Origin of the sequence: Pseudomonas sp. p21 (assembly GCF_001642705.1) — a bacterium.
GTDB lineage: Bacteria > Pseudomonadota > Gammaproteobacteria > Pseudomonadales > Pseudomonadaceae > Aquipseudomonas.
On the sequence record NZ_LWBV01000003.1, the window covers coordinates 110115 to 135538 of the forward strand.

Annotated in this window: 53 protein-coding genes and 1 pseudogene; 29 read left to right on the forward strand and 25 right to left on the reverse strand. The window is 59.5% G+C overall.

Going from position 1 to position 25424, the window contains the following annotated elements; translation table 11 throughout:
- Positions 1 to 48: 48 nt before the first annotated feature.
- Together A4C63_RS09865 and A4C63_RS09870 are read left to right on the forward strand one after the other, a co-directional pair.
- Complete coding sequence (locus A4C63_RS09865; protein WP_063912511.1) at positions 49 to 231, forward strand: type II toxin-antitoxin system HicA family toxin; 183 nt, start codon at positions 49 to 51, stop codon at positions 229 to 231.
- A 79-nt stretch (positions 232 to 310) separates the two neighbouring features.
- Positions 311 to 736 (forward strand): type II toxin-antitoxin system HicB family antitoxin, encoded by a 426-nt coding sequence (locus A4C63_RS09870; RefSeq protein WP_063912512.1) that lies wholly within the window; start codon positions 311 to 313, stop codon positions 734 to 736.
- A gap of 628 nt (positions 737 to 1364) precedes the next feature.
- Here the strand turns inward: A4C63_RS09870 and A4C63_RS09880 are convergent.
- From A4C63_RS09880 to A4C63_RS09970, 21 genes and pseudogenes are all read right to left on the reverse strand, one after another.
- A complete protein-coding gene (locus tag A4C63_RS09880; protein WP_063912514.1) occupies positions 1365 to 1586 on the reverse strand; it encodes a hypothetical protein in 222 nt (73 codons plus the stop codon).
- A 390-nt stretch (positions 1587 to 1976) separates the two neighbouring features.
- A complete protein-coding gene (locus tag A4C63_RS09885; RefSeq protein ID WP_063912515.1) occupies positions 1977 to 2525 on the reverse strand; it encodes a hypothetical protein in 549 nt (182 codons plus the stop codon).
- A gap of 8 nt (positions 2526 to 2533) precedes the next feature.
- Complete coding sequence (locus tag A4C63_RS09890) at positions 2534 to 3235, reverse strand: hypothetical protein (protein ID WP_063912516.1); 702 nt, start codon at positions 3233 to 3235, stop codon at positions 2534 to 2536.
- Complete coding sequence (locus A4C63_RS26535) at positions 3232 to 3378, reverse strand: hypothetical protein (RefSeq protein WP_172827505.1); 147 nt, start codon at positions 3376 to 3378, stop codon at positions 3232 to 3234. Before A4C63_RS26535 ends, A4C63_RS09890 begins: the two co-directional genes overlap by 4 nt.
- A pseudogene (locus tag A4C63_RS26740) lies at positions 3375 to 3455 on the reverse strand (ninG protein); the annotation flags it as partial. The gene A4C63_RS26535 and the pseudogene A4C63_RS26740, both read right to left, overlap by 4 nt.
- A gap of 16 nt (positions 3456 to 3471) precedes the next feature.
- Positions 3472 to 4104: a hypothetical protein gene (locus tag A4C63_RS09895; protein WP_063912517.1), complete on the reverse strand. Its 633-nt coding sequence runs from the start codon at positions 4102 to 4104 to the stop codon at positions 3472 to 3474.
- A complete protein-coding gene (locus tag A4C63_RS09900; RefSeq protein ID WP_063912518.1) occupies positions 4097 to 4702 on the reverse strand; it encodes a recombination protein NinG in 606 nt (201 codons plus the stop codon). Before A4C63_RS09900 ends, A4C63_RS09895 begins: the two co-directional genes overlap by 8 nt.
- Positions 4702 to 4950: a hypothetical protein gene (locus A4C63_RS09905; RefSeq protein WP_039615284.1), complete on the reverse strand. Its 249-nt coding sequence runs from the start codon at positions 4948 to 4950 to the stop codon at positions 4702 to 4704. Before A4C63_RS09905 ends, A4C63_RS09900 begins: the two co-directional genes overlap by 1 nt.
- Positions 4947 to 5417, reverse strand: coding sequence for a hypothetical protein (locus tag A4C63_RS09910; RefSeq protein ID WP_063912519.1), 471 nt, complete (start codon positions 5415 to 5417; stop codon positions 4947 to 4949). Before A4C63_RS09910 ends, A4C63_RS09905 begins: the two co-directional genes overlap by 4 nt.
- A complete protein-coding gene (locus A4C63_RS09915) occupies positions 5410 to 5619 on the reverse strand; it encodes a hypothetical protein (RefSeq protein WP_063912520.1) in 210 nt (69 codons plus the stop codon). Before A4C63_RS09915 ends, A4C63_RS09910 begins: the two co-directional genes overlap by 8 nt.
- Positions 5616 to 5936, reverse strand: a complete 321-nt coding sequence (locus tag A4C63_RS09920; RefSeq protein WP_156510869.1) for a hypothetical protein — start codon at positions 5934 to 5936, stop codon at positions 5616 to 5618. Before A4C63_RS09920 ends, A4C63_RS09915 begins: the two co-directional genes overlap by 4 nt.
- Positions 5936 to 6145, reverse strand: coding sequence for a hypothetical protein (locus A4C63_RS09925; protein WP_156510870.1), 210 nt, complete (start codon positions 6143 to 6145; stop codon positions 5936 to 5938). The genes A4C63_RS09920 and A4C63_RS09925 overlap by 1 nt, the downstream gene beginning before the upstream one ends.
- Positions 6145 to 6906, reverse strand: coding sequence for a replication protein P (locus A4C63_RS09930; RefSeq protein WP_063912522.1), 762 nt, complete (start codon positions 6904 to 6906; stop codon positions 6145 to 6147). Before A4C63_RS09930 ends, A4C63_RS09925 begins: the two co-directional genes overlap by 1 nt.
- The gene (locus tag A4C63_RS26650; RefSeq protein ID WP_218186506.1) at positions 6903 to 7646 is read right to left on the reverse strand and encodes a helix-turn-helix domain-containing protein; all 744 of its coding nucleotides are present in this window, start codon (positions 7644 to 7646) and stop codon (positions 6903 to 6905) included. The genes A4C63_RS09930 and A4C63_RS26650 overlap by 4 nt, the downstream gene beginning before the upstream one ends.
- On the reverse strand, positions 7643 to 8098 hold the full coding sequence (locus A4C63_RS09940; protein WP_063912523.1) for a hypothetical protein: 456 nt from the start codon (positions 8096 to 8098) through the stop codon (positions 7643 to 7645). Before A4C63_RS09940 ends, A4C63_RS26650 begins: the two co-directional genes overlap by 4 nt.
- On the reverse strand, positions 8095 to 8823 hold the full coding sequence (locus A4C63_RS09945) for a Rha family transcriptional regulator (protein ID WP_082888329.1): 729 nt from the start codon (positions 8821 to 8823) through the stop codon (positions 8095 to 8097). The genes A4C63_RS09940 and A4C63_RS09945 overlap by 4 nt, the downstream gene beginning before the upstream one ends.
- A 203-nt stretch (positions 8824 to 9026) precedes the next feature.
- Positions 9027 to 9239, reverse strand: coding sequence for a hypothetical protein (locus tag A4C63_RS09950; protein WP_027907142.1), 213 nt, complete (start codon positions 9237 to 9239; stop codon positions 9027 to 9029).
- A 19-nt stretch (positions 9240 to 9258) separates the two neighbouring features.
- Positions 9259 to 9465, reverse strand: a complete 207-nt coding sequence (locus A4C63_RS09955; RefSeq protein ID WP_027907143.1) for a hypothetical protein — start codon at positions 9463 to 9465, stop codon at positions 9259 to 9261.
- A 69-nt stretch (positions 9466 to 9534) separates the two neighbouring features.
- The gene (locus tag A4C63_RS09960; RefSeq protein ID WP_039615331.1) at positions 9535 to 9714 is read right to left on the reverse strand and encodes a hypothetical protein; all 180 of its coding nucleotides are present in this window, start codon (positions 9712 to 9714) and stop codon (positions 9535 to 9537) included.
- Between the two features lie 18 nt (positions 9715 to 9732).
- On the reverse strand, positions 9733 to 9921 hold the full coding sequence (locus A4C63_RS09965; protein WP_039615332.1) for a hypothetical protein: 189 nt from the start codon (positions 9919 to 9921) through the stop codon (positions 9733 to 9735).
- Between the two features lie 30 nt (positions 9922 to 9951).
- The gene (locus A4C63_RS09970; protein ID WP_009397152.1) at positions 9952 to 10167 is read right to left on the reverse strand and encodes a helix-turn-helix transcriptional regulator; all 216 of its coding nucleotides are present in this window, start codon (positions 10165 to 10167) and stop codon (positions 9952 to 9954) included.
- A gap of 103 nt (positions 10168 to 10270) precedes the next feature.
- On the opposite strand from A4C63_RS09970, the gene A4C63_RS09975 reads away from it, so the two are divergent.
- Positions 10271 to 11077, forward strand: a complete 807-nt coding sequence (locus A4C63_RS09975) for a LexA family transcriptional regulator (protein WP_063912525.1) — start codon at positions 10271 to 10273, stop codon at positions 11075 to 11077.
- Between the two features lie 109 nt (positions 11078 to 11186).
- Positions 11187 to 12479, forward strand: a complete 1293-nt coding sequence (locus tag A4C63_RS09980) for an STAS-like domain-containing protein (protein WP_063912526.1) — start codon at positions 11187 to 11189, stop codon at positions 12477 to 12479.
- Positions 12480 to 12601: 122 nt separating this feature from the next.
- On the opposite strand, the gene A4C63_RS09985 is transcribed toward A4C63_RS09980, so the two are convergent.
- Positions 12602 to 12928, reverse strand: a complete 327-nt coding sequence (locus A4C63_RS09985; RefSeq protein ID WP_063913063.1) for a DUF1654 domain-containing protein — start codon at positions 12926 to 12928, stop codon at positions 12602 to 12604.
- A 649-nt stretch (positions 12929 to 13577) separates the two neighbouring features.
- On the opposite strand from A4C63_RS09985, the gene A4C63_RS26745 reads away from it, so the two are divergent.
- From A4C63_RS26745 to A4C63_RS26540, 3 genes are all read left to right on the forward strand, one after another.
- Positions 13578 to 13880, forward strand: a complete 303-nt coding sequence (locus A4C63_RS26745) for a hypothetical protein (protein WP_256202919.1) — start codon at positions 13578 to 13580, stop codon at positions 13878 to 13880.
- A 167-nt stretch (positions 13881 to 14047) separates the two neighbouring features.
- Complete coding sequence (locus A4C63_RS09995) at positions 14048 to 14272, forward strand: hypothetical protein (protein ID WP_063912528.1); 225 nt, start codon at positions 14048 to 14050, stop codon at positions 14270 to 14272.
- Between the two features lie 92 nt (positions 14273 to 14364).
- Complete coding sequence (locus A4C63_RS26540; protein WP_172827502.1) at positions 14365 to 14661, forward strand: hypothetical protein; 297 nt, start codon at positions 14365 to 14367, stop codon at positions 14659 to 14661.
- On the opposite strand, the gene A4C63_RS27020 is transcribed toward A4C63_RS26540, so the two are convergent.
- Entirely contained in the window at positions 14603 to 14779 is a 177-nt protein-coding gene (locus A4C63_RS27020) for a hypothetical protein (protein ID WP_082888295.1), read from the reverse strand. The two genes, A4C63_RS26540 and A4C63_RS27020, sit on opposite strands and share 59 nt — an antisense overlap.
- Here A4C63_RS27020 and A4C63_RS26750 point away from each other — a divergent pair.
- From A4C63_RS26750 to A4C63_RS10045, 10 genes are all read left to right on the forward strand, one after another.
- Positions 14712 to 14963 (forward strand): hypothetical protein, encoded by a 252-nt coding sequence (locus A4C63_RS26750; protein WP_371106065.1) that lies wholly within the window; start codon positions 14712 to 14714, stop codon positions 14961 to 14963. The genes A4C63_RS27020 and A4C63_RS26750 overlap by 68 nt on opposite strands.
- Positions 14960 to 15394 carry a hypothetical protein gene (locus tag A4C63_RS10010; protein WP_063912531.1) on the forward strand — a complete coding sequence of 145 codons (435 nt, stop codon included), beginning with the start codon at positions 14960 to 14962 and terminating at the stop codon, positions 15392 to 15394. The genes A4C63_RS26750 and A4C63_RS10010 overlap by 4 nt, the downstream gene beginning before the upstream one ends.
- Before the next feature lie 21 nt (positions 15395 to 15415).
- The gene (locus A4C63_RS10015) at positions 15416 to 15835 is read left to right on the forward strand and encodes a hypothetical protein (protein WP_063912532.1); all 420 of its coding nucleotides are present in this window, start codon (positions 15416 to 15418) and stop codon (positions 15833 to 15835) included.
- Entirely contained in the window at positions 15832 to 16035 is a 204-nt protein-coding gene (locus tag A4C63_RS10020; protein ID WP_063912533.1) for a hypothetical protein, read from the forward strand. Before A4C63_RS10015 ends, A4C63_RS10020 begins: the two co-directional genes overlap by 4 nt.
- Positions 16032 to 16202, forward strand: coding sequence for a hypothetical protein (locus A4C63_RS26545; protein ID WP_172827507.1), 171 nt, complete (start codon positions 16032 to 16034; stop codon positions 16200 to 16202). The genes A4C63_RS10020 and A4C63_RS26545 overlap by 4 nt, the downstream gene beginning before the upstream one ends.
- A 286-nt stretch (positions 16203 to 16488) precedes the next feature.
- Complete coding sequence (locus tag A4C63_RS10025) at positions 16489 to 17220, forward strand: hypothetical protein (protein ID WP_038409484.1); 732 nt, start codon at positions 16489 to 16491, stop codon at positions 17218 to 17220.
- Positions 17217 to 17780, forward strand: coding sequence for a siphovirus Gp157 family protein (locus A4C63_RS10030; protein ID WP_063912534.1), 564 nt, complete (start codon positions 17217 to 17219; stop codon positions 17778 to 17780). The genes A4C63_RS10025 and A4C63_RS10030 overlap by 4 nt, the downstream gene beginning before the upstream one ends.
- 7 nt (positions 17781 to 17787) lie before the next feature.
- Positions 17788 to 18300, forward strand: a complete 513-nt coding sequence (locus A4C63_RS10035; RefSeq protein WP_063912535.1) for a hypothetical protein — start codon at positions 17788 to 17790, stop codon at positions 18298 to 18300.
- A 3-nt stretch (positions 18301 to 18303) separates the two neighbouring features.
- Positions 18304 to 18498, forward strand: a complete 195-nt coding sequence (locus A4C63_RS10040; RefSeq protein ID WP_063912536.1) for a hypothetical protein — start codon at positions 18304 to 18306, stop codon at positions 18496 to 18498.
- 41 nt (positions 18499 to 18539) lie between these two features.
- Positions 18540 to 19070 (forward strand): hypothetical protein, encoded by a 531-nt coding sequence (locus tag A4C63_RS10045; protein WP_063912537.1) that lies wholly within the window; start codon positions 18540 to 18542, stop codon positions 19068 to 19070.
- Here the strand turns inward: A4C63_RS10045 and A4C63_RS10050 are convergent.
- The gene (locus tag A4C63_RS10050; protein ID WP_063912538.1) at positions 19059 to 19505 is read right to left on the reverse strand and encodes a hypothetical protein; all 447 of its coding nucleotides are present in this window, start codon (positions 19503 to 19505) and stop codon (positions 19059 to 19061) included. The genes A4C63_RS10045 and A4C63_RS10050 overlap by 12 nt on opposite strands.
- A 112-nt stretch (positions 19506 to 19617) precedes the next feature.
- Between A4C63_RS10050 and A4C63_RS10055 the strand changes: the two genes are divergently transcribed.
- Together A4C63_RS10055 and A4C63_RS10060 are read left to right on the forward strand one after the other, a co-directional pair.
- Positions 19618 to 20358, forward strand: coding sequence for a class I SAM-dependent methyltransferase (locus A4C63_RS10055; protein WP_063912539.1), 741 nt, complete (start codon positions 19618 to 19620; stop codon positions 20356 to 20358).
- 380 nt (positions 20359 to 20738) lie between these two features.
- On the forward strand, positions 20739 to 21662 hold the full coding sequence (locus A4C63_RS10060) for a DNA cytosine methyltransferase (RefSeq protein ID WP_063912540.1): 924 nt from the start codon (positions 20739 to 20741) through the stop codon (positions 21660 to 21662).
- 7 nt (positions 21663 to 21669) lie between these two features.
- Here A4C63_RS10060 and A4C63_RS10065 read toward each other — a convergent pair whose 3' ends face one another.
- On the reverse strand, positions 21670 to 21918 hold the full coding sequence (locus A4C63_RS10065; protein ID WP_063912541.1) for a hypothetical protein: 249 nt from the start codon (positions 21916 to 21918) through the stop codon (positions 21670 to 21672).
- 55 nt (positions 21919 to 21973) lie between these two features.
- Here A4C63_RS10065 and A4C63_RS26305 point away from each other — a divergent pair, with 55 nt between their 5' ends.
- The 10 genes from A4C63_RS26305 to A4C63_RS10115 all read left to right on the forward strand — a co-directional run bounded on the left by A4C63_RS26305 (position 21974) and on the right by A4C63_RS10115 (position 25417).
- Positions 21974 to 22528, forward strand: a complete 555-nt coding sequence (locus A4C63_RS26305; protein ID WP_063912542.1) for a hypothetical protein — start codon at positions 21974 to 21976, stop codon at positions 22526 to 22528.
- Positions 22525 to 22722, forward strand: coding sequence for a hypothetical protein (locus A4C63_RS10075; protein WP_063912543.1), 198 nt, complete (start codon positions 22525 to 22527; stop codon positions 22720 to 22722). The genes A4C63_RS26305 and A4C63_RS10075 overlap by 4 nt, the downstream gene beginning before the upstream one ends.
- Positions 22723 to 22792: 70 nt before the next feature.
- Positions 22793 to 23146 (forward strand): hypothetical protein, encoded by a 354-nt coding sequence (locus A4C63_RS10080; RefSeq protein ID WP_063913064.1) that lies wholly within the window; start codon positions 22793 to 22795, stop codon positions 23144 to 23146.
- On the forward strand, positions 23146 to 23415 hold the full coding sequence (locus A4C63_RS10085) for a hypothetical protein (protein ID WP_063912544.1): 270 nt from the start codon (positions 23146 to 23148) through the stop codon (positions 23413 to 23415). Before A4C63_RS10080 ends, A4C63_RS10085 begins: the two co-directional genes overlap by 1 nt.
- Positions 23412 to 23657 carry a DUF551 domain-containing protein gene (locus A4C63_RS10090; protein WP_063912545.1) on the forward strand — a complete coding sequence of 82 codons (246 nt, stop codon included), beginning with the start codon at positions 23412 to 23414 and terminating at the stop codon, positions 23655 to 23657. The genes A4C63_RS10085 and A4C63_RS10090 overlap by 4 nt, the downstream gene beginning before the upstream one ends.
- Entirely contained in the window at positions 23654 to 24118 is a 465-nt protein-coding gene (locus A4C63_RS10095) for a phage protein NinX family protein (protein WP_063912546.1), read from the forward strand. Before A4C63_RS10090 ends, A4C63_RS10095 begins: the two co-directional genes overlap by 4 nt.
- Entirely contained in the window at positions 24106 to 24438 is a 333-nt protein-coding gene (locus A4C63_RS10100; protein WP_063912547.1) for a hypothetical protein, read from the forward strand. The genes A4C63_RS10095 and A4C63_RS10100 overlap by 13 nt, the downstream gene beginning before the upstream one ends.
- A 46-nt stretch (positions 24439 to 24484) precedes the next feature.
- On the forward strand, positions 24485 to 24703 hold the full coding sequence (locus A4C63_RS10105; protein WP_063912548.1) for a hypothetical protein: 219 nt from the start codon (positions 24485 to 24487) through the stop codon (positions 24701 to 24703).
- Between the two features lie 56 nt (positions 24704 to 24759).
- On the forward strand, positions 24760 to 25137 hold the full coding sequence (locus A4C63_RS10110) for a hypothetical protein (protein WP_063912549.1): 378 nt from the start codon (positions 24760 to 24762) through the stop codon (positions 25135 to 25137).
- 37 nt (positions 25138 to 25174) lie between these two features.
- Positions 25175 to 25417 carry a hypothetical protein gene (locus tag A4C63_RS10115; protein WP_063912550.1) on the forward strand — a complete coding sequence of 81 codons (243 nt, stop codon included), beginning with the start codon at positions 25175 to 25177 and terminating at the stop codon, positions 25415 to 25417.
- Positions 25418 to 25424: the final 7 nt, after the last annotated feature.

Here is a 25424-nt window from a genome sequence, read left to right on the forward strand (position 1 = left end):
AAAGCAAATTTGCTGTATACTGAGCTCACACAACAACGAGGCGAGGTGATGAGTTACAACGAGTTCAAACGGTGGCTGAAAGCCAGAGGAGTAAGGTTCGAATCGTTAAACGGAACGAGCCATTTCAAACTCTACTTCGAAGGCAAACAAACGATCTTTCCGGATCACGGTGCAAAAGAAATGAAAGAAGGAACCCGGAAAGGAATCATCAAGCAACTGGGGCTCAAATGAGCCCCTACCACCGTTTGAGTCGAATCATCACCTCGCCTCGCGAACATCACTCAGAGAGCCGCCCAAGGGAGGGCTAGAAATGTTTGACTACCCGGTAACTGTGCATACCGAAGACAGCCCAGGTGTTGCGCTCACCTGCGACACCATTCCCGAGTTCAACGCCGCCGGGGATGACTTGGAGGAAGCCTTGGCCGAAGCCAGCATCCTGATGCCTGCCGCACTTTCGATTTACGTTGACCAACGTCGAGCGATCCCCAAAGCACCGGCACCTGAAGAGGGCCAGCCCGTAGTAACGCTGACCGCACTCACCGTGGCGAAGATCGAATTGTGGAACTCGATGGTTGAAAAAGGCATGCGCAAAGCTGATCTGTGCCGCCTGCTCGGCGTAAGTCAGAGCCAGGGCGACCGGCTAGTGGACTTCATGCACGGCACGAAGCTGGAGGCTCTCGAGAATGCACTGGCCGCGCTCGGTAAGCGCCTGGTGGTATCTGTCGAGCCGGCCTGAATCTGTGTGGGTCTCTCCCCACCTGTCCGCCGAAGACCATTGCAGCGCTGGCACCCCAATGCACCAGTCTCGCCGATCCGGTCACGCGCCACCCTGAAAGCATGTGAGGTCAGAGTGCGCGGGCTGCCGGTGTTTTTTCCGTACACCACACTACCGGCTAGCAGTGTCCAGGCTGTCCCGTTAGGGCCTGCCCTGGCTGCAGTTGCGTTTCTTGCTGGAACAAAAATCCCGGCGCTTGGCCGGGACTCTTGAGGCCCTATGGGGGCTTGGACAAGGCCGAGGAGAAGAGAAAGCATGGCCCCATGCTATCGTCGCAATCCCTACAACCGCGACACAGGATGGAACTATGGCAAGCTTTATCGTCACCTTTAAATTCAAGTCTGATGACACTCGCAGCGAGCGGTATGACTCGTTCGTAAGGAAAATCAACGAGCTAACTAGCTATAGGCACTGGGACGAAACGACATCGTTTTACTGCTTCGAGCTTGACATGACTGCAGATGCACTTTGTTCAGCCCTGTATGTCGGCACCGACTTCAATTCAACCAAAGACATCATGGTTGTAATCGATATCACTAACAAACAGAAGGCTACAAAGGGCGCCTTAGAATGGCCTTCGGTGCTCGACTCATACCTTGGGTTCTGACTGCTGGGCCGGTGGTTGCAATATCTGCGATTCCAGCTCGGTCACGCGCGCCTCGTAGCGCTCAAGCGTCTCTTGGTTGGATCGCAGCGCAGCCGCGAGCTGCTTCTCTCGGTCAACTGCTTCGGCATGCAGCCTGACCACCTCCGCCAGCTTTGCCTCTTGAGCAATAACTGACTCAACAGCTTGGCGGTATGAGCTCTTCATGCTGATCTCCAAAAACGAAAAAGCCCAGCAAATGCTGGGCTATCGGCGACTATTCTGCAATCTGCAAGTCTGCGCGCCTCTCCTGCATGGTCAGGCATCCCAGTCTGCGTGGATTGCCACACATCCAGCAGGAGCAGACTTTCCCGTGATTGGCGAACAGGCCGGCGTTGCGAGCATCAGTAGCCCAGCATTCCTGGGCTCGTTGCTTGAGGTAAAAGCGGGCCTTGATTCGGCGTGTATCGTGTCGGCGTTTTGCTCTGGACATTTGATTCTCCTAAGCCAAAGCCGACAAAGCCCCGGCAGATTTCTCTGGCGGGGCTTTTGTGGTCACTCCTCAACATGCGCAGGAATGACAGGATGGAGAAATAATGCGACACAGCGACAACTAAGTCAATCGTCCAAATGCGCGAGCTCCGATTTTTCGTAAGCTCTCAAAACCTCTCCTAGTCGTTCATTCACGTTATGGAAGAAATATCCTGATTCCATCCATTCAAGCTCTGATTCCTGTTCTGATTTAGCCCTCGTCACTTTTGAGCAGAGAGAGGTCAGATCAGAGATCTGCTGCCTCAGATTGTCGTCGAGCACCCTCACGCGCAAAAGATTGGCCTGGCGAAACGCCTCCATGGTTGCGGCGCTCACTTCTTCAGAAAGCTTCTCCTTCGCCCACTCGCCAGAAGCCCGGTAATTGCTAACGTCTTCCAGATGTTGGCGAGAGACGGACCTCATGAGCTTGGCCAGCACCTCCTGAATCTCAATCAAAAGCTTTCGCTGATTTTCTAATCGCTGCTGCTGAATAAGCTCTTTCCGCTTCTCGACCCTTATTTTTCTCTCTTTTTCTTCCACTCGCCTTTCAGTTAGAAGATCAAAAGCCGCTTTCAAGACTAGCCCCAGAACGAGGGTGACCACAGGAAACCAAACAACAGGGGTTAACGCTTCCATACAATTCCTTAAGCAGCACCAGCCATTTCGGTTGCGACCAACACACCCTCGCTCGCGAGAATTGTCTCGGCTGATTCAAGTGCCTCGTCAACCATTTCCGTTAGTGTATCGAAAATTTTTTTTCGCCACCGCTGCCTCGTCCGTTCGCTATTCGCATTAAGGTCCCAGGTGTTTATGTCGTAGAACTCGGCCGGGAGCACGATCATGTCGGTGGAGCGCTTCACATACTGCTCGCGGCGCGCCTGCCCGGCGTCCTCTGGCATCTCTCCGCCAGCCAGATGCTTGCCCACGCCAGCGGTGAGGGAATCGAACTCTGCGCGCTCTCGGGCCGACCGGCTGGCCACCTCATGCCCCGAGTGCGCCTGCACGCCCTTCACCGGTGGAATTGCCCAGGCGGTGACCGCCTTGTACCGAAACAGGTTCGGCGCCTGCGTGGCGATCAGCGGTACCAGCTTGCCGATCGCATCCACCTTCTTGGCCTTGTGGGTCGAGAACCTGGCCGTCAGCGCATTCCAGTGCCGCGGGATCAGCTTGCTGTGCAGGCGGGCGTGCACCCAGCAGTCGACCAGCATCGCCGCATCCTTCCCGGAGATCTCCCCCTTCAGCTTCGAGGCCTGGACCTTCGGCTCGAAGTCGCCGCCGCCCACCCCGCTCATGGTTTCTGCCGCGAGGGCACGCACTACTGCCGCCAAAACGCTCTGATACTTCATTGCTTGCCCCCTGCCTGCTTGGCCTTGCTCAAGATGAATTCTTCGTAGCTGCGCTTGCGGCGCACGGCGCCTGCCCATGACAGCGCCACACCGGCCACCACCATGAGGGCAGCCATAATCAAAAACCCCCACGCTGGCGTCATGCCGCTGCCCTCCTCAGGTCTTTTAGTTTTTGCCGGTACAGAGCCTTGATGGCCTGCAGGTCTTCGATGGTTGCTCGGCTTATCCTCATCGCTTCAGGACCTCTTGTGGGGCAGAGCATGAAGATCCAGGTATTCGTTCCTGGTTTTGATCGCTTGATCGATATCGTCAAACCTGCCGAGACGAATCTGTCTACGCTGCCACTGGACTTTCGCCACCCACTTACCCCTGTCCCACGAGACTCCGACATGACCACTGGTGTTCTTGTCCGTGATCCTCCGATTCGCCGCCTGGACGTTGTAATCGACGTATCTGCAGTTCTCAGGGCAATACCCTTTGCTCGACTCAATACGGTCCAAGGTCAGTTGGTCGGTGTAGCCATTCGCCAGGGACCACTCCATGAACGGCTCGAAGTTCATCCACTCATCACAGAGGGTGACGCCGGCGTACTTTTCCACCTCCGAACCCCGAGGATTGAGGCAGCGGCGCTTCATGTTTGCCCAGGTGACGTGGAGTCGACTGTTGGCGTTGTTGAGGCCGTGCGTGGAGCGCGTGCGCCCTCCCCGCTTGTTGGCGCAGGGCGGACAGCACCCAGTCATGGACTTCAAGCGATCCATGCGCGACGAGAACTCGACGCTGCATGTGCAGCACTGGAATACACCCATCGACCGGTTTGTCCCTGAGCGTTGCTCCACAAAGGTCCTGAGCGGAATTACCTCGCTACCCATAGCAAACCTCCTCCTGCCGTTTTTCGAGGCGCCGCGCTTTCTTGCTGAACACCGCCTTGACCCGCCTCAGATATGGGATGTCGTGACGAGCGACGTCGCTGTTGCACTCCAGCCAATCAACCTTGGCCTGGCCGATCTTCTCGATGAGCGCCGGCCTGTAAGCCATGATGTTTCCGCTCAGGAAGTTGTTGCAGGCGCTGCAGGACTTGTTCATGTTCCAGAGGTTGAAGCGCAGGTGCGGGGCGGCGCCGACGCTACGGAAGTGGGAGCAGTGCCATTGCCCCTGCCATGAGGCCGGCTTGCTGCAACTGATGCAGCCAAGGTGAGCGTCCCGCAAGCGAACGTAGCGATTAATCGCTGCCTGGGCTTCCTTGGCGTACTCGGCCCGGCTCTTCAGCTTCTCCCGGCGTGCCTTGAGGTCTTCCCGGGCCTGCCGGGTGATGGCCTTGGCTGCCACCTTCTGCACCTTCGAATCCTTCGACATGGCCAGCGCACAGGCGATGCTGCACACCTTCTGTGTGGTCATGGTCGGCTTGAAGGGCTTGCCGCAACCTGGTGCCTTGCACTTCTTGAGCTTGATCTCCTTGATCGCAGTCATCAGCGATCCTCCCGTTTCTGCCGCTGGTAGAAGCTCGTGACTACCTCGGCCAGGAACCGGCAGCCCATCTCACTTAGCCCGCTGGCGAAGTCCGCCGCGGCACCGGCGCGCCCGGCGTACTCTTGATCCAGTCGCTGAGCCACTGCGGAACAGAAGGAGCCAATATCCTCGGCGTCCATCTCTTTCACGACCTTCTCGGCCGAGAGGAACACAGTGGTTTGCGTTGTGATTCCAAGTCCGTCGCTCATGCCGCCTCCTCGCTGAGCAAGTCGCTGAACACCACGCCCTGCGGCGCGAACTCGGCCACGATGCGGTCGGTGTACTGGCAGCCCTGGGCCCGATCGAACAGTCGGGTAACCGGGAAGCCATCCGGCCCGAACATCGCGCACGGCCCCATCAGGCGAAGCTTCACCTCATACGGCAGGTGGATGAACGACTCGGCCCAGCCGGTGCGGAACTCTGCGCAGCCGGCCCGCATGATCGGCACGCCGAAATGCAGCTTGCAGTACCGGCGCACATCCTCGATGTCGCCCATCTCGGTGCTCTTGGCGATTCGGTCGTACATGGCGAACCACAGCGCGTTCTGGTCCAGTGTGCGGTCCTTACCCGGGCGCATGCTGACCACGACGAACTTCTTGTCGCGGAACATGCGGGTGAGCATGGTCACGGCCTCGGAGAGCTTGGACTGACTGTTCACGCTGATCTTTTCAGCCATGGGCGCGGCCCTCCAGTTCAGCCATCGACCGGATAAGCTCGCGGTCATGTTCGACCAGGCCCTTGGCTTTGTCGTGCAGCCCTCTTCCGCGCACGCCTGGAAACGGCATGGCCCTGTACAGGTCCCAACCGAGGTACCACCTCGACAGGGTCATCTGCGCGTCCATTACTCGCATCCGGATCAATAGGCTTCTCATGCTCATGGCGCCACCTTCAGGCCCTGGACCTCGATCGCAGAACGCAGCGACTCACGCATGTCACGCTCAATGCTGGCCGGGTAGTCGTCGAACTTCGGCAACTCCACCACCACAGCCTCGCGCGAGGCCTGCCAGGCCCACCATGCCGCAGCAACCCCAGCCTGCGAATACGAGTCGCCCACTCGAGCTTCCTGGATGGCCTGCAGAAGCTCGTCACGCATGAACTCTTTCATTCGCTCAGAGGCGCCATTCTTTTCGCCCTGAAGGGCAGTTGCTTGAGCGAACGCAACTTCGAACTGCTCGCGCATCTTGTTGGTGTCCATCAGTGCTTCTCCTCAAGCTTGTTCAGCAGCCAGGCGGTAGGAATGGCAGCCAGCAGGATCGCCGGGCCTGCCATGAGGACCAGCTTCGCGGGCAACCAAAGATCCAGCCCTACGGCGAACTTGACCCACAGGGTGAAGGCAGCAGATGCCGCGATGATCACGGTCGGAGCCAGGACGATCATCAGGACTGCCTTGAGGTAATTTCGCATCACACCCCTTCCCCGGCCGGCTGCCCGGCGCGCTTGATGTTCAACTTGGCCAGCAGGTGTGCACGGCACGCGGCGGCGCTGGTTGGGATCTGCTGAATCTCCAGCAGGCGGACCTGCTTCTGGCTGGCGTACTCGTCGGCCAGCTCGACCATGCTCTTCTGGCTGTCGTGACCGATGCCGGTGGCGATGTCGCCCAGTGGCTCGCCGGCGACCAGCATGCGGATGGTGATGTCGTAGGCCCGGGCGAACACCTTCTCGGCGCGCTCCACCTCCATCGAACCCAGGTTGTGCGCCTCGCACTGCAGGGCCGCGTGGCGCACCGCTGCATGCGACCAAACACGGGAACCTGCCCTGCTGGGGTGGAAGTTCTCCAGCGCCTCTGCCAGGGCCCGCGCAAGCGGCGGAATACCCATCTCTTCCGGGGTCGGCTGGCACAGCTTGATGAACTTGCCGCTGCTCGGGGCGAAGTCGGTACCCAGCACCCGGCACTTCTGGATGCCGAAGCGGATCTGCTCGAGCGTGTTGATGCCCGCGGCTACGAAGGACTTGATCCAGCTGCGCTTGGCAGCTTTCAGGGCCTCGTCATCCGGCCAGGCCTGCTTCCACGCCGGGAAGATGGCCTGCAGTTCCTTGAACAGGGCGTTGACCACTTCGGTGGTGCCTGGGTCCAGTTGCTTCGCCGGGGCCTGCACCTCGGCTGGCAGGTTGCGGGCCGTGGCCATGATCTGCGTCACGCTGCGCAGTTTCGGTTGTGCGGTCATAAGCCCCCCAGGTCATCAGCCCAGCTGATGTCGTTGAAGTCGGGACCGCTGCGGCGCTGGCCCTGCTGGGCACCTGGCAGCACCCTCTCCGGGAACAGGCCGGTCCAGCCGTTGCTGATCGACTGGTTGATCACCGCGTCGGGTGCGTGGTGGCCGGCCAGGGTCTTGGCCTGCTTCGCGCAGGTGGTGGCGGTCAGCGGCTTGCGGATCTCTTTACGGTGCTGACACCAGTCGGCCCATACGGCGGTGTTGACGTTGGACGGGCAGGCGGTCAGAGGGTCAAACTTCGAGGCCTTGCGCGAAGCGGTCGGGGACGCCTTGGCGGCCGCGCGCTCACCCTCAGTTGTACTGTTGCTCTTTGTATTACTCTCCTCCGCCTTTTCCGAAGAGGGGTCACCGTGTTTTCCGAATAGGGTCGTCGTGTTTTCCGAATAGGTATTCGACTTTCCGAATAGGTTCGTGAGACGCACACGACGCTCTACGACCTGCCGACCATCACGGATCAGTTCGACCCGCAAAAGACCCTTGGCCGACAAAGCACTGATGATCTCGGACACGCGAGAGCTCGACAGGCCAAAGAACCTGGCGAAATGGCTGTTGCTGGCGTAGCAGCCGCGGACAGGGTCTTGCAGGCTACCAATCTCCACCATCATCACCTTCTCGGTGATCGACAGGGAGTGGTCGAGCCAGACCTCGGCAGGGATCCATACGCCCTTGAATTGACGCGGGATGTCGGTCATTGGCCGTGCTCCTTGGCCATGCAGGCAAGAAGCTCCGCGTCATCGGCCATCGCCTTATCGATGGCCTGGTCGGCAGCTTCGGACTCAAGCCAGAAATGGCGCCCATCGGTAATCCCTACCGCCCGGGCGCAGTTGTTGTAGGGGAAGTCGCGCATGTAGCGATACCGCTTAGCGTCTTCTCGCAGTGCGTCGTTCTCGGAATGGATCTGATCGCCCTCATCATCGAGGCTGGTGATCAGATCGCGGACAGCCTTCGCAGCAACCTCGAGCGACTCGTGACGCGGATGAACGCCGTTCTCGATCAGCAAAACGAGTTCCTTGGCTGCCTCCATGAGCTCGCAATACAACGAGTAGTCACCGATTCCGGCAGCGGTGACACGTCCGCCCGCCAGCTGCATGCCCAGGTGAATCGGCTCGACAGGGGCTTCAACAACAAGAGTCACGACTTTCATGGGCGACCCTTCCCTGCCAGTTCAACCAGTTCAGGGAAGCGATCCACGTACCAGTGGGGCTGCGTTTCGCGTGGGCATTGAGGGCTGGTCAAGTTCTTGCCATAGCGAAGCCCTTTGTCGGTGATTGCCCAGAACGTGACCGTCTCCTGCTTGGAGTTCTTGCGCTGCATGACCTTGAGCAGGCCGGCCTGCTGCAGCGCCTTGTTGAACGAAGCTGGCGACATGCGAATGCCGTTGTCCTTGAGCAAGGCGGTCAGGGCCTTGGTCGGCAACGAACTGCCGCCAGCTGCGTCAGCCGGCGCATCCACGGCATAGCTGGGCAGGAACTTAGGATCGAGGCCGTTGTTCTCGGCGATCTTGGTCAGCATCTGCATCTGGCAAGACGCGGCTGGCTTCAGGAGGCGCGTGAAGCACTCCATGATGGCGATCTCGCCTATCACCTTGGTGCCGTTGGCCATGACCGCCTGGCGTGCTTCGGACTGGCCTTCCAGTTCACGCCAGCGGCGAATCACCTTCATGCGCAGCCCAGCGCTATAGCCGGTCAGCAAGCAGTCGGTGTGCTCGCGATCAAGCAGATACTCGACCTGCTCGCGGTTCTGCCCGTCCAAGTAGATGTGCTCAAAACTGAGTACATCTGCTTTCAGTTCGGCCAGCATGGCCACAATGTCACGCTTAACGTTGGCGTGACGCTTGCCAGTCAAGCTGGCGATCTCTCGCGACGACATCGTGCGCGCCACGAAATCGTGGTTCGCATTTTGTGGCGCGGGCCTGGACAGGGCCTGTACACTTTGGGTCTGCATAGGTAAAATTCCTGAACAGAGTTTTTGTTATGCAGAGAGCCGGGCCGCAATCCCGGCTTTTTTGTCTCTGCGTTTTGGCGTCCCTTATCAGGGACTGGCGCCCGGGTCCCTAATTAGGGATCGGACGGTTACCTCGGCGCCGCGAACGGCACCACGTTGTTGCTCTTGGGCTTCCCCCGCTGCGCGAGGAAGTGCGTGGCCTTCTTCAGGATCTGCGCGGCAAGCTCGTCGGTGCTGACACCAACCTCCTCCGCCCAGGCCTCCAGGTCCGCGAAGTCATTCCGGCGGAACCGGGCGACCTCTACGTCGTGCTGCTGTACCGCTTCGTTTGCAGGCGACATTCGTCCTCCCTTGACCTATTCAGGCCCTGGCCTTCTTCTCGTTGATCAGCGGCAGGTGGCCGTGCTCTTTCTTGAACGCCAGCGCGGCCAGGATGATTTCCCGGGCCAACACGCTGTGCTGAGCCTTGAGCTCCAGGGCGTATCCCTTCAGCTCGTTGAAGTCCTCGTCATCCAAGCGGACCTTGACCTGGTGGTCGTGTCGGTGTGCTTTGTCGTCGTAGGCCATCAAGTGATCCCCTGCTCGCTGCTGCTTCAGTAGGTCGGTCGGGCTTATCAGTTACGCGTCAGGGCCTATTCAGGCCTTTCGGTGGAACGGCATTACTGCCCCCCGCGGACTGCGGGGCTTGGTTCGGTTGGCCAGTTCTCGACGGATCAGGTCGGCTGCGAGCGCTTCAGGGCTGATGCCCCGTCTCGTCGCCTCTCGCTCCAGTTGCTCCATCAGTCCCTGGTCCAATCCGATGTCTTCAATCGGCATGGGGCCTCCTACGGGCCTTCAGGCCACGTTCTGATCGCCGGTATTCTCCGAAGCCAGGGCGGCCAATTGAGCTTCGAGCAGCTCACGACAGAGCACGGCGCGCTGGGTGCGGTGAAACTTGGCCAGCGCCTGAATCAGTTCGAACGTGTCCTCATCGACCCGGACCTTGATCTCGCGGTCATGCAGGTGATTGCGGTTGGCGTACATGCGGGAGTAGCTCCTTGCAGTTGGAATTGGTTAGGCGGCGACTTGTGCCGGCGGGAAGGCATCATCAAGGGCGCAACTGGCGCCCAGGACGTTCAGCGCTTCCACGATTTGGCGCGCCTCTTGAAGGCCCGGATTCCTGAGGCCTGATTCGTAATTCGCCAGGCGGGACTGATTCCAGCCGAGCTGACGGCGCAGCGCTGCCTGGGTAACGCCAGCCCTTTCGCGGATCGTTCGGACTTGGTTCATACGGTCTTCCTCCATTGATGACCGAAGGATAAACACGCATCGTGTTAATTGCAATCACAATAAGTGAAAGCCGGGTATTTCGTTTCGTGATGAAATTCCGCGCATGAACGAATCATTGAGCCAGCGCATCAAGCGCCTGAGAAAAGCCAAAGGGATGTCCCAGGCCCAACTTGCTGAGGCCTGCGGCTGGAAATCGCAATCCCGGGTTGGTAACTATGAGGTCGGCACTCGCGAGCCTACCTTGGCGGATATCGCCTCGATGGCAGCAGCCTTGGGCGTGGACCAGTCCGAGCTGCTCCTGAATTCGCCGGCGCCTGAACCAACTGCCGCGCCTGAGCGGAGCATGGCCGATCTTGTGAAGCAGATGCTCGCAAAGAGCGGAAAAGGCTTTTCCGAAGAGGCGCGCCGCCGGCTTCTCGCAGCAGCTGAGGAGCCGCAACCGTCAAACGTGATTGAGGCTGACTTCTCCCGCCCAGGCCTGGTAGGTGATGAGGTGTGGATTGCCCACTACGATGTCCGGGCATCGATGGGCGGAGGTCAGAGCGCGCACGACTTTCCAGAGCTGCTCAAGGACATCCGCGTCAGCCCGAGCCATCTCCGTGAGCTGGGCGTCGAGTTCGAAGAGCACTTCCACCTGAAGGTGGTCACCGGATGGGGCCAGTCGATGGAGCCCACCATCAAGCACCGCGACCCGCTGATCGTGAACATCAACGTCCGCGAGTTCGTGGGCGACGGGATCTACCTCTTCGTCTGGGATGACCTGCTCTACATCAAGCGCCTGCAGGTGGCTGATGAGGAGCACTTCGAGATGATTTCGGACAACCCGAGGCACAAGGATCGGCTGATCCGCCGGGATATGACCTACATCCAGGCCAGGGTGCTGCTGGTGTGGAATGCTCATCTAGTGTGAAATTACTCGCAGCCGGACAGGCCCAAACCCGGTTTCTTTTAGCAACGCGCGTGACTGTAATTCCATTAGCTACGCCTATCTCGCTGAACATACTCAGAAGGAAGGAATGATGTACCACGAAGGATTTGAAGAGCTTAAAAGAGCGCTTGAGAAGCAAAGAGCCGAGCGGCTAACTTTGCCCCCGAGATTCTCTTTTAAAGAACATGATGTCTATAACTTTGACAGACTCATGGACTTCTTCAATTGGGACATTCATAACACCCCGGTAGAGATTGATCTAACCCAATGCCACACAGCCAATTACCAAGCTTTATCTCTGTTAGCTATTTATGGATGGCAGCTTAAGGCTCAAGGGTGCAGAGTCACATTCATTGAAAATGACAGGGGCACTGGAGCAAGCGAAATGTGGCGAAGCATGGGTGCTCGCGGCCTATTTCCTGTTCTGTTCAATGACGAGCAACAATTCAAAGGCCACCAGTTCAAACCGCTATTTGCCCTCCGAAATGCGGCCGATTTCGGTTCAATCATCCAATCTGCGGAGAGTTACACAAAGGGGTTCAACGTTGAGTATGAAAGCACTCTACGATATGTACTCAGCGAACTCCTATACAACACCATGGAGCATGGAACGTGTTACCAAGGCAACACTCGAATACCCTCCCTTGTCCAGTTTACGTGGTACAAGAGCAGGAATGAGATCCAATTCATTATCGCAGACCTCGGAATCGGGATCAAAAAACACATAGAACAGGCTTTCCCTCCCCTAGAGAGTGACGAGGAGGCTATTGAGTTTGCCCTCCGTCCTAAAGTTTCCGGTACGTTTGGACGATCCGACCCATACAGAACGAAAAATAATGCCGGCATGGGCCTATACATTTCGTCAAACATCATTCGCCGCCTGAATGCCGATATGCACGTTTTGTCTCGCAACGGCCTCGTACATATTTCACCCAGAGATGTAACCCAGAGAAAATTAATCAACCCATGGCCGGGAACTCTTGTACTCGTCTCCCTACGACTTGAGCAAAATACCACTTTCCTTCTGCATAAGATGATGCAGGAATTTCGTGATGCAGCAGATAAAGAACAGAAGCTAGGCGATAGTAATGAGGAAAATTCACGGTTCGTGATTGGAATCTTTAATTTCTTTGGTAAATATGCAGAAGACAAAGAGGCTGCCATACGATTCCGCGACAAGCGAGTATTCCCAGCAATTGAAGAAGGGAAGTCCATTGTTATAGATTTTGACAATGTCGTTAGCTCTCCACATAGTTTTCTGAGCGCCCTACTCGCCTCACCAATAAAGATTCTAGGGATGAGTGCTTATAAGAAAATTAAAGTCGTGAACGCCGCCCCCGAAATCAGGGAAACCATCGACTTCATCCTTGACGACAACACTTGACAAAATCCATCCCCCCGGCCATAAAGAGATTGTCGATGCGAAAGGAGTCGCGCTTCCATCGATCTCCGGCGTAATGCCTACCCGAAAAGCCCTTCCTTCCAGGAAGGGCTTTTCTTTTCTCTTCAGATAGTTAGCTGTTCCTCCACCCTCTCCTCCTGCCAATCCCTCTCCGCGACCAGGTCGTCTCGATCGTCTGCGCTCTGCGGCTCCCACCGAACCGTCACGCTCTCGTCGTCATTGAACGTCAGGTCCAGCTCCGGCGTTTCGGCCAGCAGCCCCATCACCTCCTCCCACTCCCTGTCTCCATCCGTGTCCAGGCGATGGATCGTCACCCAGCGCTGAGTCTGCGCGATCGGGTGATTGATCATCGATGAAACCCGCAGGCCAAGGCGTTCCAGCCCGGTCATTTCCTGGCGCGCCTGCGGCGCCGACTTCTTCTGCGTGGCCATTCCTTCCTCCGCTAACTGTACATCCATCCAGTATTGAGCAGAGCATACATCACGCCTTGTGAAAGGTGAACACGCTTCGCTTGGAAGAATTTCAAAACGGCCTCGAAAAAATAAATCACATTTCGTGTTGACATAAAAAACACATTGCGTGATATTTGCCTCAACACAGCAGTCACTCACGAGGGACTGCAGAGGCCCTCAAGCCTCACCGCTCTTTAACAACCTGCGCCATGCCCGACTACCCGGCCCAGCCGGTTAGGTCACTCCCGGCTCCATCGGTGGGAGGTCAGTAAACCGATGAACAAAACCGCACTTGCCTCTACCGGCGACCGGCGATCCGACAGGCCCGAAAGCCTGCCCACGCGCAGCCCACTGCGACGGCGGACGAGGTGTTGACCGAACTGAGTGGATGACCTGGTAAGCGGGTGCGGAGAAACACCACGAGATTCACTGAAGCACCTGGGCGACCGGGTGCTTTGGGAATCCACTGGAGGAACGCCGATATGAGTTCGTGGCGAGGCTGGGAACGAAACAATGGGAGGCCGCGCCATGCAAGCGGTCGTGTTGATGTTCGATATGCCGACGGCAAGGAGTTCCATGACCGTCGCGCAGAGGACTGCTACTGGGGCAAGGACAGTCTGATCGAGTCATGGCGGCCGACCCCGACCAACCAAATCAAATGAGCGACAGGCAATTTCACTGGCTGGCCTTGGCGACAGGGCCAGACGGGAAATCAACCGCCCTGGAGGGCAAGACGATGAACCTGAATGACAGAAAGCAGGACGACCGAATCCGATCGGCCCTGCGCAATGCGGATCGTCGCGGTCAGCTGCAAGTGGTTGCAGCGGTAACCGGCATTGCCGGTGGCGTCGATAAGCTGCGCGAGATCATGAACAGCACCGACGAGTTGCACATCATGGACCGCGGCATGCTAGCCCTGCACCTGGGCTGAATACCTTGACGGCCGGAAAGACTGGCCCGATGCCCTGCTCCCCATCGCAGGCTGCATCGGTGGACCAATTGGTGAAGGACAACCCAGCCTCTCACACCCCGGGCGAAGCTGGTCGAGCTATGAAGCCAGTTGCTCCACCGATGCATCCCGCATCCGTAGGAGACGAAATGAAAAGAACCCATCTCATCGATTCCGTGTCGGTTACCGATCCGTCGGGCTACAGCCATACAGTGAACGTATACGAGGATGAAATCCTCACCCAAACCCTGCAGGGAACTCGCAGCACCAAGGGCCTGAAGTCATACGCCCTGGCCAACGGAAACCCTGTCAACTTCATCTCAGAAGGCAAGTTTTACGACGTTTTCGGCGAGCGCACCCTGACCGCCGCGTAATCCCCTCAAGCGATAGCGGGCCGCGTTGTAGCCCGCACTACCCCTCTCACTTCACATCGACCGCATTGGCAGGCGCCAGGCCACCTTTCACGGTGGGTTTGGTCACCCGCGCCTGGCTCCTGGCCAATGCGGTCCAGAGGATTTTCCATATGTGCGATTGCAGGCAGAAATTCGAAAAGGCTGCAGCAGAGCGGCACCCTGAAATCATCGGTGCCGAGGCTACCTTGCAGGGTTACATGCTCATTCCAGCCGGCCGCCAGTACGCGAAATGCGAGGTCGTCGGAACCCGCACCACAGCCAAAGGCAAAGAAGTTAAGGCCAAGGCAACCATCAACGTGCTTGGCAACTACTGCATGTTCTGCGGTGAGAAGCACCCGGAGGCAGCATGAGCAAAGTAACAGGCGGCCCTGCCTTCCCAACGCAGATCAACAACAGCGGAATCACGCCGATCAAGGGTTTCAATGGCGAAGAAATCAAGCCGCAAACCTTCAGCGCATACCCGGGCATGAACCTGCGTGATTACTTCGCCGCCAAGTTCGCAGCTGCTCAGGCAACTGCGACCAGTGCAGACAGCAATTTCATAAACCCTGGCTACGTTGATCCGCGCGATGGTAGGCCGGTCGCACAGAAGATTGCGGAAACCTCCTACGAACTAGCCGACGCCATGCTCGCCGCCCGGTTGAAGCCATGAGCAAGCTCGGTTACTGCGAGGGTGAAACCTGCGCCCGCGATGGCTGCGAGGGCTCCATCGAAATAGAGTCAGTAAAGGATTGCAGCTGCCACATCGCTGCGCCCTGCTGGAATCACGAGAACGCCGACATGCACTGCCCCGATTGCGGGTGGCGCGCAGCCGATGACCCTCTCTGCGTTCGTGAGATCGAATCCATCAGCTTGGGCGCCCCTCTTCCCTTCATCCAGACAAAACCGCGCGTGCTCGACCCTACCAAGATCGACTGGGTGGCAAAGCTTCACACAGCCAGCTCGATGATCAAGGAAGGCGTTTTCCCTGTTGGCACCACCGCCAAGGAAGTTGAGGAAAAGGTGCGCGGCACCTTTGGCGGCCGCTTCGAGCGATTCGACGCGGAAAAAGGCCTCTTCAAGTACATCGCATACCCCGACTGAACCCACCACCTGGAGGCGACCATGGGCGCACTTCGAGCAGCACAATGGCAGTACGACAACCAGTTGCCTCCGGCGGTGAGCGAAAGCGCGGCTGAGCAGGCGGAGGCACGCTGGATCGACGACGGTATCGCAGAGCTGATGGCGCGCCGTGACGTAGTGTTCCAGCGCAACTTCCGCCAGCGTGGCGTGACCTACGAACGCTTCGCTCAGGCGGTGGATGAGTTCGTGATGGGCCAGCTTGGGCTGTCTGGCATCAGCAATTCGGTGCTTGGCCGTCTGGTCCTGTCTGCGCGCTGCAAGGTCACCAGCGATGCCGCGGCAGCTGCCGACGAAATCATGAGCATGGCGAGCCCTGAGGCAGCACTACAGGAGATCGCCCGCCAGCTGCTCACGCCCTTCGCCAAGGAAGCAGTGCTGGCCCAGGCCGAGGACGCGGAATGAATCCTCACAGCGTGGCGGTTCGCGCCATCGAGGCCGCAATCGAGACGATGCTTCTGCCGGGCTCAGGCCCGGTGGAGGATGCGAAGGCCGAATCCATGGTGGTCGCATGCTTCTCTCTTCTGGCCATCGACTCCAACGAGTTTAAACACTACTGCGAGCGCATTCGGCGTATTGCCGTTCGGCGCAAGGAGGCTGCATGAGCACCGCACCTGTCAAATCCCTGATTGACGAACAGCTTGAGCAGATCGAACGCAGCCTGGCGATCATCGGCGTGGGTCTTCCCCGCGAACTCCCGGTGCAGAAGCTGCCGCCGGAGATCGTCGCGGCGCTCAAGGCCGGCCAGATCGCTGTGAGGCCCCGGCCATGACCAGCTACCAGCGCGCCCGGCGCCTGGTCATCTGGCGCGGCTCCTTCTCCATGCTCTTCGCCTGCACCTTCTTCATGCTCGCCAGTGCACTGGCCGGCAGCATCACTTCCTGAACACACACCCGGCGCACGGCGGGCCTTCGGGATAACCGTACCCCTTCGGGAGCGTAAGCGGCGAGAGCGCGCAACCATCCACCGCAGCCAGGGCCTGGAGCGTACCTCCGTGCCTGGGTGACCTGGCATTTCCCCTTTCAACTGACGGCGCCGGCCTGGCGCGAGGTTTTCCAATGTCCACTACCAACATGCGCATCTGGGAGAAGGTCCAGACGACCGACACCCGATTTACCAAGGACGCCAAGGTCGGCGGCCAGCAGATCACCAGCCTGAACGGCACCGCCATGATCATGAAGGCCACTGAGGTCTTCGGGCCGGCCGGCATCGGCTTCGGCTGGAACGTGGTTGAGGAGCGCTTCGACAAGGGCGCCGAGATGTTCAGCGGCGAAGGCGACAAGCGCGTCAGCCTGGGCTTCGAGCTAAACCACACAATCAAAATCACCTTCTGGTTTGTGCTCGACGGCCAGCGCGGCGAGATCGAGCAATACGGGTGCACCCAGTACCTCTACAAGTCGAAGTACGGCACCACCACCGATGGCGAGGCACCGAAAAAGTCGCTGACCGACGCCATCAAGAAGGCTCTTTCCATGCTGGGCTTCAGCGCCGATGTGTTCCTGGGCATGTTCGACGATGTGAATTACGTGCAGCAGCTGCAGGCCGAGCAGGCCATCGAGCAGGCCGAAGACCGCCAGGCCGAGATAGAGCGCCAACAGCAGGAGCGCCTGGACTTTATCAAGGACACGATCGAGACCATGCAGAAGGCGGTGACGCCGCATGAGCGCAAGAAGATCCACGACCACGCAGTACGCAAGCTCATCGGCCGCAAAGATGAGAAAGGAGCTGCGCGAATCTCGCTCGAACTGAAGAACCTTGAGGCCGGGAAACCACAGGAGGCTGCAGCATGACCCAGCTCTACGCACTCACCGGCCAGATGGCCGAACTGGCCGCCATGTGTGACACCGACGACGAAGGCCTCAAGCAGGCCATTCAGGACACCATGGCCGGCATCCAGGGCGAGTTCGAGGTGAAGGCCGACAACATCGTCATGCTGCGCCGGAACATCGAGGGCGACATCAGCGCGATCGACGCGGAAATCGACCGCCTCAACGAACTCAAGCGCATCAAGACCAACAGCGTGACGGCCATTACCGACTACCTGCGCCGCAACATGGACGCAGCGAATATCAAGTCGATCAAGCGCCCGCTGTTCACCATCAGCCTGGTCATCGGCAAGGAGAAGGTGATTGTCGACAACGAGGACGCGGTACCAGACGACCTCACTTCGGTGGCTACCAAAATCACGCCGGACAAGAACGCCATCGCCGCCAAGCTCAAGGAGTACCGCGAGCACAACGAGTCGGTACGCAAGCGAATGGCCGCCGGCGAAGACTGCGAAGACGAACTCATCCCCGAGCCAAGCTGGGCGCATCTGGAGCGCGGCGAGAGCTCGATCCGAATCAAGTGAGGTTGGCATGAACCAATCAATCGACCTGGAGGCCGCAAAAGCGGCCTTCTTCGCGTCTGGCGGCCAGCTCGTCGTGCTGGAGGGCTTCACCTACCGGCCGCTGCCGCAGCGCAAGCACCCTGAGCCCAAGCCGAAGCGGGCCAAGCCTGCTGCGCATAAGTCGGAACACCCGCAACAAAGCCGGGCCAGGACTCGCGCCGCACAGATCGCCGAGCTTGCCAAGACCATGACCTGTGGCGAGGTCGCGAAGCTCCTGGGCGAGACCAAGGGAGCGCTTTGGGGCGTAGCCGCTCGCGAAGGATTTAGGTTCTGCAAGCCGCCGCGCCAGGCGCAGCCAGTGAGAGACGCGGCCGCTCAAGAGGCTGCCGATCGGGAATTGGCAGACCGGATCATTGCCTTGCGCGATGAGGGTATGTCCCGCTGCCGGGCAACTGCAGCACTCGGAATCGGCAATCGCAAGCTGGAGCGGATCTTGGCTGCATACAAGATCAACTTCCCGCTTCAGCGGCATAGGGGATAGGCCATGAGCGACCACGGCGAGCACCCCAGCGTCTACTACCTTGGCCGGGAATGCCGCCGCAACGGTGGCGGCAAGATGGCCAACCCATTCGCCTCTCACACGTTCCACGGCTCCTGGTTTTTGGCGGGCTGGAACGACATGGATCTTGAGATTGGACAGAAAAATCCGAAGCGCGCTGCAAAGAACAAGGCGGCGTGAGCAGTTCAACCTACCGCCCAGCGGATTGAAGGAGGTGCCGTATGGCGATGTCTCAGCAGGCCCGCGACGAGAAGCGCCGCGCCAAGGCCGCCAAGTTGCAGGAAGAAGACCTGCGCTTGAAGGTTCGACCAGGGACTAAACAGGCCCTGCTGGAGCTGATGGAGTGGGCCGGGATCGAGGAACAGGGCGAGGCGATGACGCTGATGATTCATCACATCGAAGCGCTCGGGCATCACGCACTGCTCAGGATCTCGCGCCACGAAATCGATGCCTACCGAACTGTGGCGCGGACTGAGCCGCTGCGGTTGTCAGCCAGGAAGCGAACCGGCCAACACCTGCGAGCGATCTGCGGCTGGGCTGATGCCACCTACAGCCAGATGATCGAAGCGCTGATTCACGGAATCCACGCACTGGGCAGGCTGCACGCGGTGAAGTTTCTCACCCCGCCGCGGCATGAGATCAGCATCTCGCCCCGCCTGGCCATGGCCTTCGACCGGAAGAGCATGCTGATGATTCAGCAGGATCCAGGGGATGAGGTGATCACTCCCGTCGGCCTAGTATCAGGATACTGATCTGGCGTTGAGCACTCGTCTAACAATCGCAACTAGGGTTCTATAACTCCATTCTGGGTGCTCGCGCGCCATCAATACGTCGCCGGCTGCAGACAAGATGGAACCATCGGATTTCATCAAGAACCTGCTTACCTCCATGGGTTCGCCCGATACCAGGTCGTTGATGACGACCACAGCCTCGATAACGCCGTTACCTTCATAGCCCAAAGGCTCATATCGGATGACGAACTTTTTACCAACAATTTCGCCATTGATGCAGCCATTCACGGGATCAGCCGAAACTACAAGCGATCGCCCCCAGTGGTGGCTTCCTACCTCGCTCCAATGCTCAACCATACCTAACAGCTTTTCAGCGGCGCCTTTGACGGCGAACTTGGTAACGCCCAATTGCTTCTGAAACAGGTCTACATCGTAATCGAAATCGGTGTTGTCCATAGCAACCGCTCCTTGGGCCGGCCCCATGCCGGCCACCCGTAATACCCCATCCCAAACCAAATTGCCACTATGCCGCGACCCAGGAAGGGCCTCGCGCACCCAGGAGAAACACATGAAGGTCGACACCGAAGTCATGTCGCTGCTCAGCGCTGCACGAACCGAAGGCAACAAACTGTTCATCACAGGCGGCCAGCTGGAGCGCGGCCTGTATGCCCGCTTGGACAAGACGCTGAAGGCTGCCGGAGGCAAGTGGAACACCAAGGCCAAGGCCCACCTGTTCGCCGATGACGCTGCCGAAGCGATCGAGAACATCATCCTCACTGGGGAGGTCGCGGTACCGCAGGACTTCGGTTTCTTCCCAACCCCTGGCCCTGTTGTTGATAGGCTGCTGGAGTTCGCTCAGCTGGACAAGGGTATGTCAGCCCTGGAGCCTTCGGCGGGACGAGGCGCCATTGCCAGCGCCTTGGCCATTGCTGGCTTGGAGGTGGATTGCGTCGAGCTGTTGCCGGACAACGCCAAGCACCTAGAGCAACTGCCTTTCCGCTCCGTGCGCTGTGCTGACTTCCTCAGCATCGAGCCTGAGCCGATCTATGACCGCGTCGTGATGAATCCGCCATTCGACAAGAAACGCAGCGACATTCACCACGTGCTGCACGCGCTGAAATTCCTTAAGCCGCGCGGCCTGCTGGTGGCGATCATGCCGACCGGGGTGATCTTCCGCGAAGACGCCTTGTCCCGTGACTTCCGCGGCATCGTATCAGCACGCAGCGGCAGCATCGTCAACCTGCCGGAAGCCTCGTTCAAGACCTCAGGCACCATGGTCAACACCTGCATCGCGATCATCCCCGCCTGACGGCACTGACCGCCAGGACTGCTATCTGGTTGATGGCCAAAAGGCCGGATTTACTTCCGGTGAGTAGCCTGGCACAAACCCCTCGCAATACTTGCGTATCAACCCCAGGGCCTGCTGCGTGGTCTTGGCTCCTGAATTCTCCGGTTTGATCGCTTTCCCTCTTCGCTCGCACCGGCAGAAATGGCTTATCTCCCAGTGGAGATCGTCGTCATCAGTAAGCCCTTTGGTAATCCTAGCTTGGACCGGGTAGCCGAAAACAACGATCGAGTACGTCGCAACAACCTCTCTAATAACCAGCTGCATATTCCCCCCATAGATGTCAACAGTTTTCCAATTCTACCTCATTTTCTAGATGCCGTTTTTAGGGGGCAGGAACCACCATGACCACAGCAATCGACCTTTTCGCCGGCCTCGGCGGATGGAGCACCGGCGCGCGCGCCGCAGGCGTCCAGGTTCTCTGGGCGGCGAACCACTGGCCGGTGGCCATTGAATGGCACAGCGCCAATCACCCCGACACGCAGCATGTTTGCCAGGACCTGCACCAGGCACGCTGGGAGCAGGTGCCGGCACACGACATCCTGCTGGCCTCGCCCTGCTGCCAAGGGCACGCAAAGGCCCGCGGGAAGAAGTCAGGCAACCCAGAGCACGACGCATCGCGTTCGACGGCATGGGCGCCAGTATCGGCCCTTGAGTTCCACCGGCCGCAGGCGGCGGTGATCGAGAACGTTCCGGAGTTCACCGACTGGCTGCTCTACCCGGCTTGGCTGCAGGCCATCCAAGCGATGGGCTACCAGTGTGCGCCGCACATCGTGGACTGCGCCGACCTCGGCGTGCCACAGCACCGCGTGCGGCTATTCATGGTGCTGACGCGCAGCAAGGCGCCGCTGATGCTGCATTTACCGCAGGAGCGGCATGTACCGGCGGCCAGTTTCCTCGACTTCGACGGCGGGCGGTGGTCGCCCATCGAGAAGCCAGGCCGTGCCCAGGCCACACTCGACCGGGTGCGAAACGGCCGCCAGCGCTTCGGCGATCGGTTCATCATGCCCTACTACGGCAAAGGATCCGGTACCACGGGCCGCGACATCAATCGGCCGATCGGCACCATCACCACCCTGGACCGCTGGGCACTGGTCGACGGTGACCGCATGAGGATGCTCAGCGCCAGCGAGGCCCTGGCCGCGATGTCGTTCCCCGCTGACACCCTGCGCCCTGACAACCACCGGCTGACCATGCATATGGCCGGCAACGCGGTACCGCCTTTGGCCGGTCAGCGTGTGATCGAAGCGTTGCTGAAAGCCGCCTAGACAGACGTCAATTAGCCCAGATCGCTGTCGTCATGTTGATCTCTGGGTACGGATTGGCGTCCCAGTCGTACACCGAAGCGATCCACTTCTTCATCATCGGGCCATGTAGGCGACGCCCCTGATCCATGAGCCGAAGAACCTGCTTATCGATCCGGTACGGACCGCAATCAGCGCACACCGCTTTGTAGGAATCAGTGCGCGGGTCCAGCACCTGGAAGGTATCGACCCTGCACACCACACAAGTCATATGGTCCATGGCGCCTGCTCCTGAAAACCAAATTTGAAATGTAGCCTAGTGCGAAGGTATCCCCATGCCCACAGAAAACCGATCCAGCAACACTGAGATGGTCAGCGTGCCGCGCCAGACGCTCGAGAACGTCCTGCGAGATGGCAGCTCCACGCGCGAGGTTCATGCAGCTTTCCTCCAGGCTCAGCAAAGCATCCGGACATTGCTGGACCAACCAGCCCCGCAGCCCCACCCCGAGCCTATAGCCTGGATGGTTGGTACTGCCTTCTGGTGGACCAAAGAAGAGGCAGAGAGGGACGCGGCGGCGACTGGACTTCCTATTGTCCCCATTGGGCCGTTGGTATCCATCCCCGACGAGTACTGCCTGATGCCCAAGCGGCTCACGGCCGAGAACGGCGCCAAGGCACTGCTGCTCGGTGAGTTCAAGCTGGAGTTCACCCAGGAATGCCCGGAATGCCGCGAACTGGATGAGCCGGTAGAAGGCTGCGAGATATGCGATGGCGAGGGTGAGTACGGACAGCGCCACACGCTCCCATGGGACATGATCAAGTTCATCTACAGCACGGCCGTGAAGGGCCTTACGTCCAAGCCGAGCGCAGCCCTGGAGCGCCAGCCATGAAAATCCACTGGGCAGCCCACATCGACTACGACCACGACGGCAACGACGACGAGCACTTCTCAGCCTGCGGCGTTGGCCGTGGCCACCGTGACGGCGAAGAGTGGGAGTCGGCCAGGTTCAAGTCCGAAGTCACCTGCAAGACCTGCCTGAAGGTCATAGCCAAGCAAGAGAACATCTGTACTCCACCGCTGTAACCCCTCTCCCCTCTATTCACTGCCGCGATATGGCGGCCAAGGAAGCGCTATGCCCAAGAAAAGGGTGGCCATGAAAGCCCGCATCGAAAAGAAGCTCAGCAAGCGCCTGGTCGAGCTTTTGCCCTCGCTCTATCGCAAGGCCTGGCGTGATCAGGAGCCGTCAGACCTGGCGTATGACCAGGGCTCCAGTGTTCGTCACGTTCTGAGCGTGGGCGGCGGACTGGATTATTGGGGTGAAGGTCAGGATGCCTACACCGTCTGGGAGGACTGGCAGATGAACTGGTGCTGGCACGGTCCGTTCGAGGCCTATCCGAACGGACACCGCCTGGAGGGGTACCCCGACATTGATGGATTCCGCCCAACAACAATCAACCTGCTGAAGCTGGCCGCCCAATGCGAGCGGACCAGTAAGGAGTGGCCATGATGACCCGCCTCGCCCTCTGCCTCCTGCTGCTGGCCACCGGCGCCATCGCATCCGAACTGCCATCGGGCGTCTGGTCCTTCGAGGACAAGCCCCGCGGCGTCGTCTGCTACGTCATGAACTCGCTGGGCAACAACGCCATCAGCTGCGTGAAGGTCTCGCTGCCGCAAGTCGCAGGCAACGAGCGCCAGCTCTCCCCGCACGAAACCCAACCCGAACCTACACCCGCACTGGCGCCTGGACGCTGGATTGATGAGAGGTATGAGCTGTGAGCGAATGGATCAAATGCAGCGACAAGCTGCCAGAACTGGATACGCCCGTCTGGCTGCGCATGGATGGGGACCTGATGATCATAGGGGAGCGTGCTTCGAGCACTGATGGCTGGATGTGGTCCGCGTGCTATGGGCACTACTTCGACAAGGGCAAGTGGGAGGTAGTGGAAAGCGACGCCAGCGACGAGCACGAGCCTACCCACTGGCAGCCCCTCCCTTCTCCGCCGAGTGCTCAGCCATGACCGGCCTGATCGAAGTGAAGACGGCCAATCTGGCCGGCGAGGCCTTGGGCTGGGCGGTAGGCAAGGCGGAAGGCCTGGACCTGCAGCTGGCCCCGCCCAGCTATAACGGCGTGCCGTGGCGTGTGTTCGCGCGGTACCAGGGCCAGGCGATCGAGCACACCAAGCGCTACAACCCTTGGGAGGACTGGGCGCTGGGCGGGCCGCTGGTCGACAAGTACAAAGTCTCGCTCTCTCCGCCGACAAGCGCTGTGCACCGCAATTTCGGCTACATGGACAAGCGCAACGGCTACTACGAGGCCGGCGTCTGGAGTAGCACCATATTCGGCAAAGAGCGCAAGCACCGCCGCACGGCATTCCACCACCCCGACAACCCTTTGACTGTCGCCATGCAGGCGATCGCCCAGTTTGAGCTCGGCGATACCATCCAGGTGCCCAAGGAGTTGGTGCAATGCAAGACCTGATCAAGGTGCAAACCTGCGACCTAGCCGGCAAGGCGCTGCTCTGGGCCGTCGAGAGCGTGGACGGACCGATGCCGGCGGCAGCCGGACAACTGCAGCTGCCACTGGGCGGCCAGGCCCTCGACGACGCGACCGGCGAGTATCTGATCCAGAAGCACAGCATCTGGATCGATCGCGGCTACAGCTGGCCATGGTTGGCCTGTGTGTCAGGTCACCCGCTGGACCGCCAGCCCGGCGACACCCGGGCAGAAGCTGCAGCCCGCGCTGTAGTGCACCACGCCCGCGGCGAAACCATCAACGTGCCGAAGGAGCTCTTCCAGTGATCCTGCCCCTGATGTTCGTGGCCCTCCACCTCTACCGGTGGCCGCGATGACCTGCATCCGCATCGAGCACGGCTTTGTCTGCCTGTCGCCTTTCTACCGCCTGCCGCTTGCGGACGGCACCCGGGTGTTCATGGCCTGGCACAACTACCTCGGCCCCACCTTCTTCCGCGACCGCAATGAGCAACGCGAGATGGAGACCTGGTACGAAAGCCCGCTGATCTGCGACGCGCTCGACTGGTTTTGCAAGCGCGGCCACCGCGCCTAATCCCTCCTCCTACTACTAAAGCCCGCCGACATGCGCGGGCATGGAGAGCTATTGCCATGACGAAATACAAACACACCCCCGGCCCCTGGGAAGTCCTGAACGAAACAGAGGTTTTCACCGGCCTCGGTGCGGACAGCGGCGATGGCGTGAAAGCGCTGCCCTCCGATGGCTGGATGATCGCGGATTGCGGCGGCTGCGTGACCTTCAGCGAGGTCGGGCCGGCAGAGCTCAGCCTAGGCCTGCGCCGGGCGAACGCCAAGTTGATTGCCGCAACACCGGCGATGCTGGCCGATCTGGTAGACGCCGCCGCCCAGCTGCGCAAGTACGAAACCCTGCACCGGGCCAAGGGCACCGCTGACAGCCTGGCCAAGGCCGAAGCCAACGCCGAACTCGCCTCACGCTTCGAGCGGACGATCGCAGCGGCCACGACCTGACCACCAACCTGCCGCCACAGGCGGCGTGGAGACCTGCATGACCACCCCATTCAAGGCCTACACCCTGGGCGAGGACTTCGCCGTCAGGGAGGTCACCATCGTGCGCAAAGGCCTGTTCTGCGTGGACAGCAAAGGCGTGAAGCACCCGAGGCCGAAGCTGTTCACCAGCGCCAAGGCCGCGCAGGACAAAGCCAGGAAGTGGCTGGCCGACCGTGAGGCTCAGCTGGCCAGAGAGAACGAGCTGCATGAGCAGCGCAAAAAGATAGTCGCATCCTACTGATGCCGCC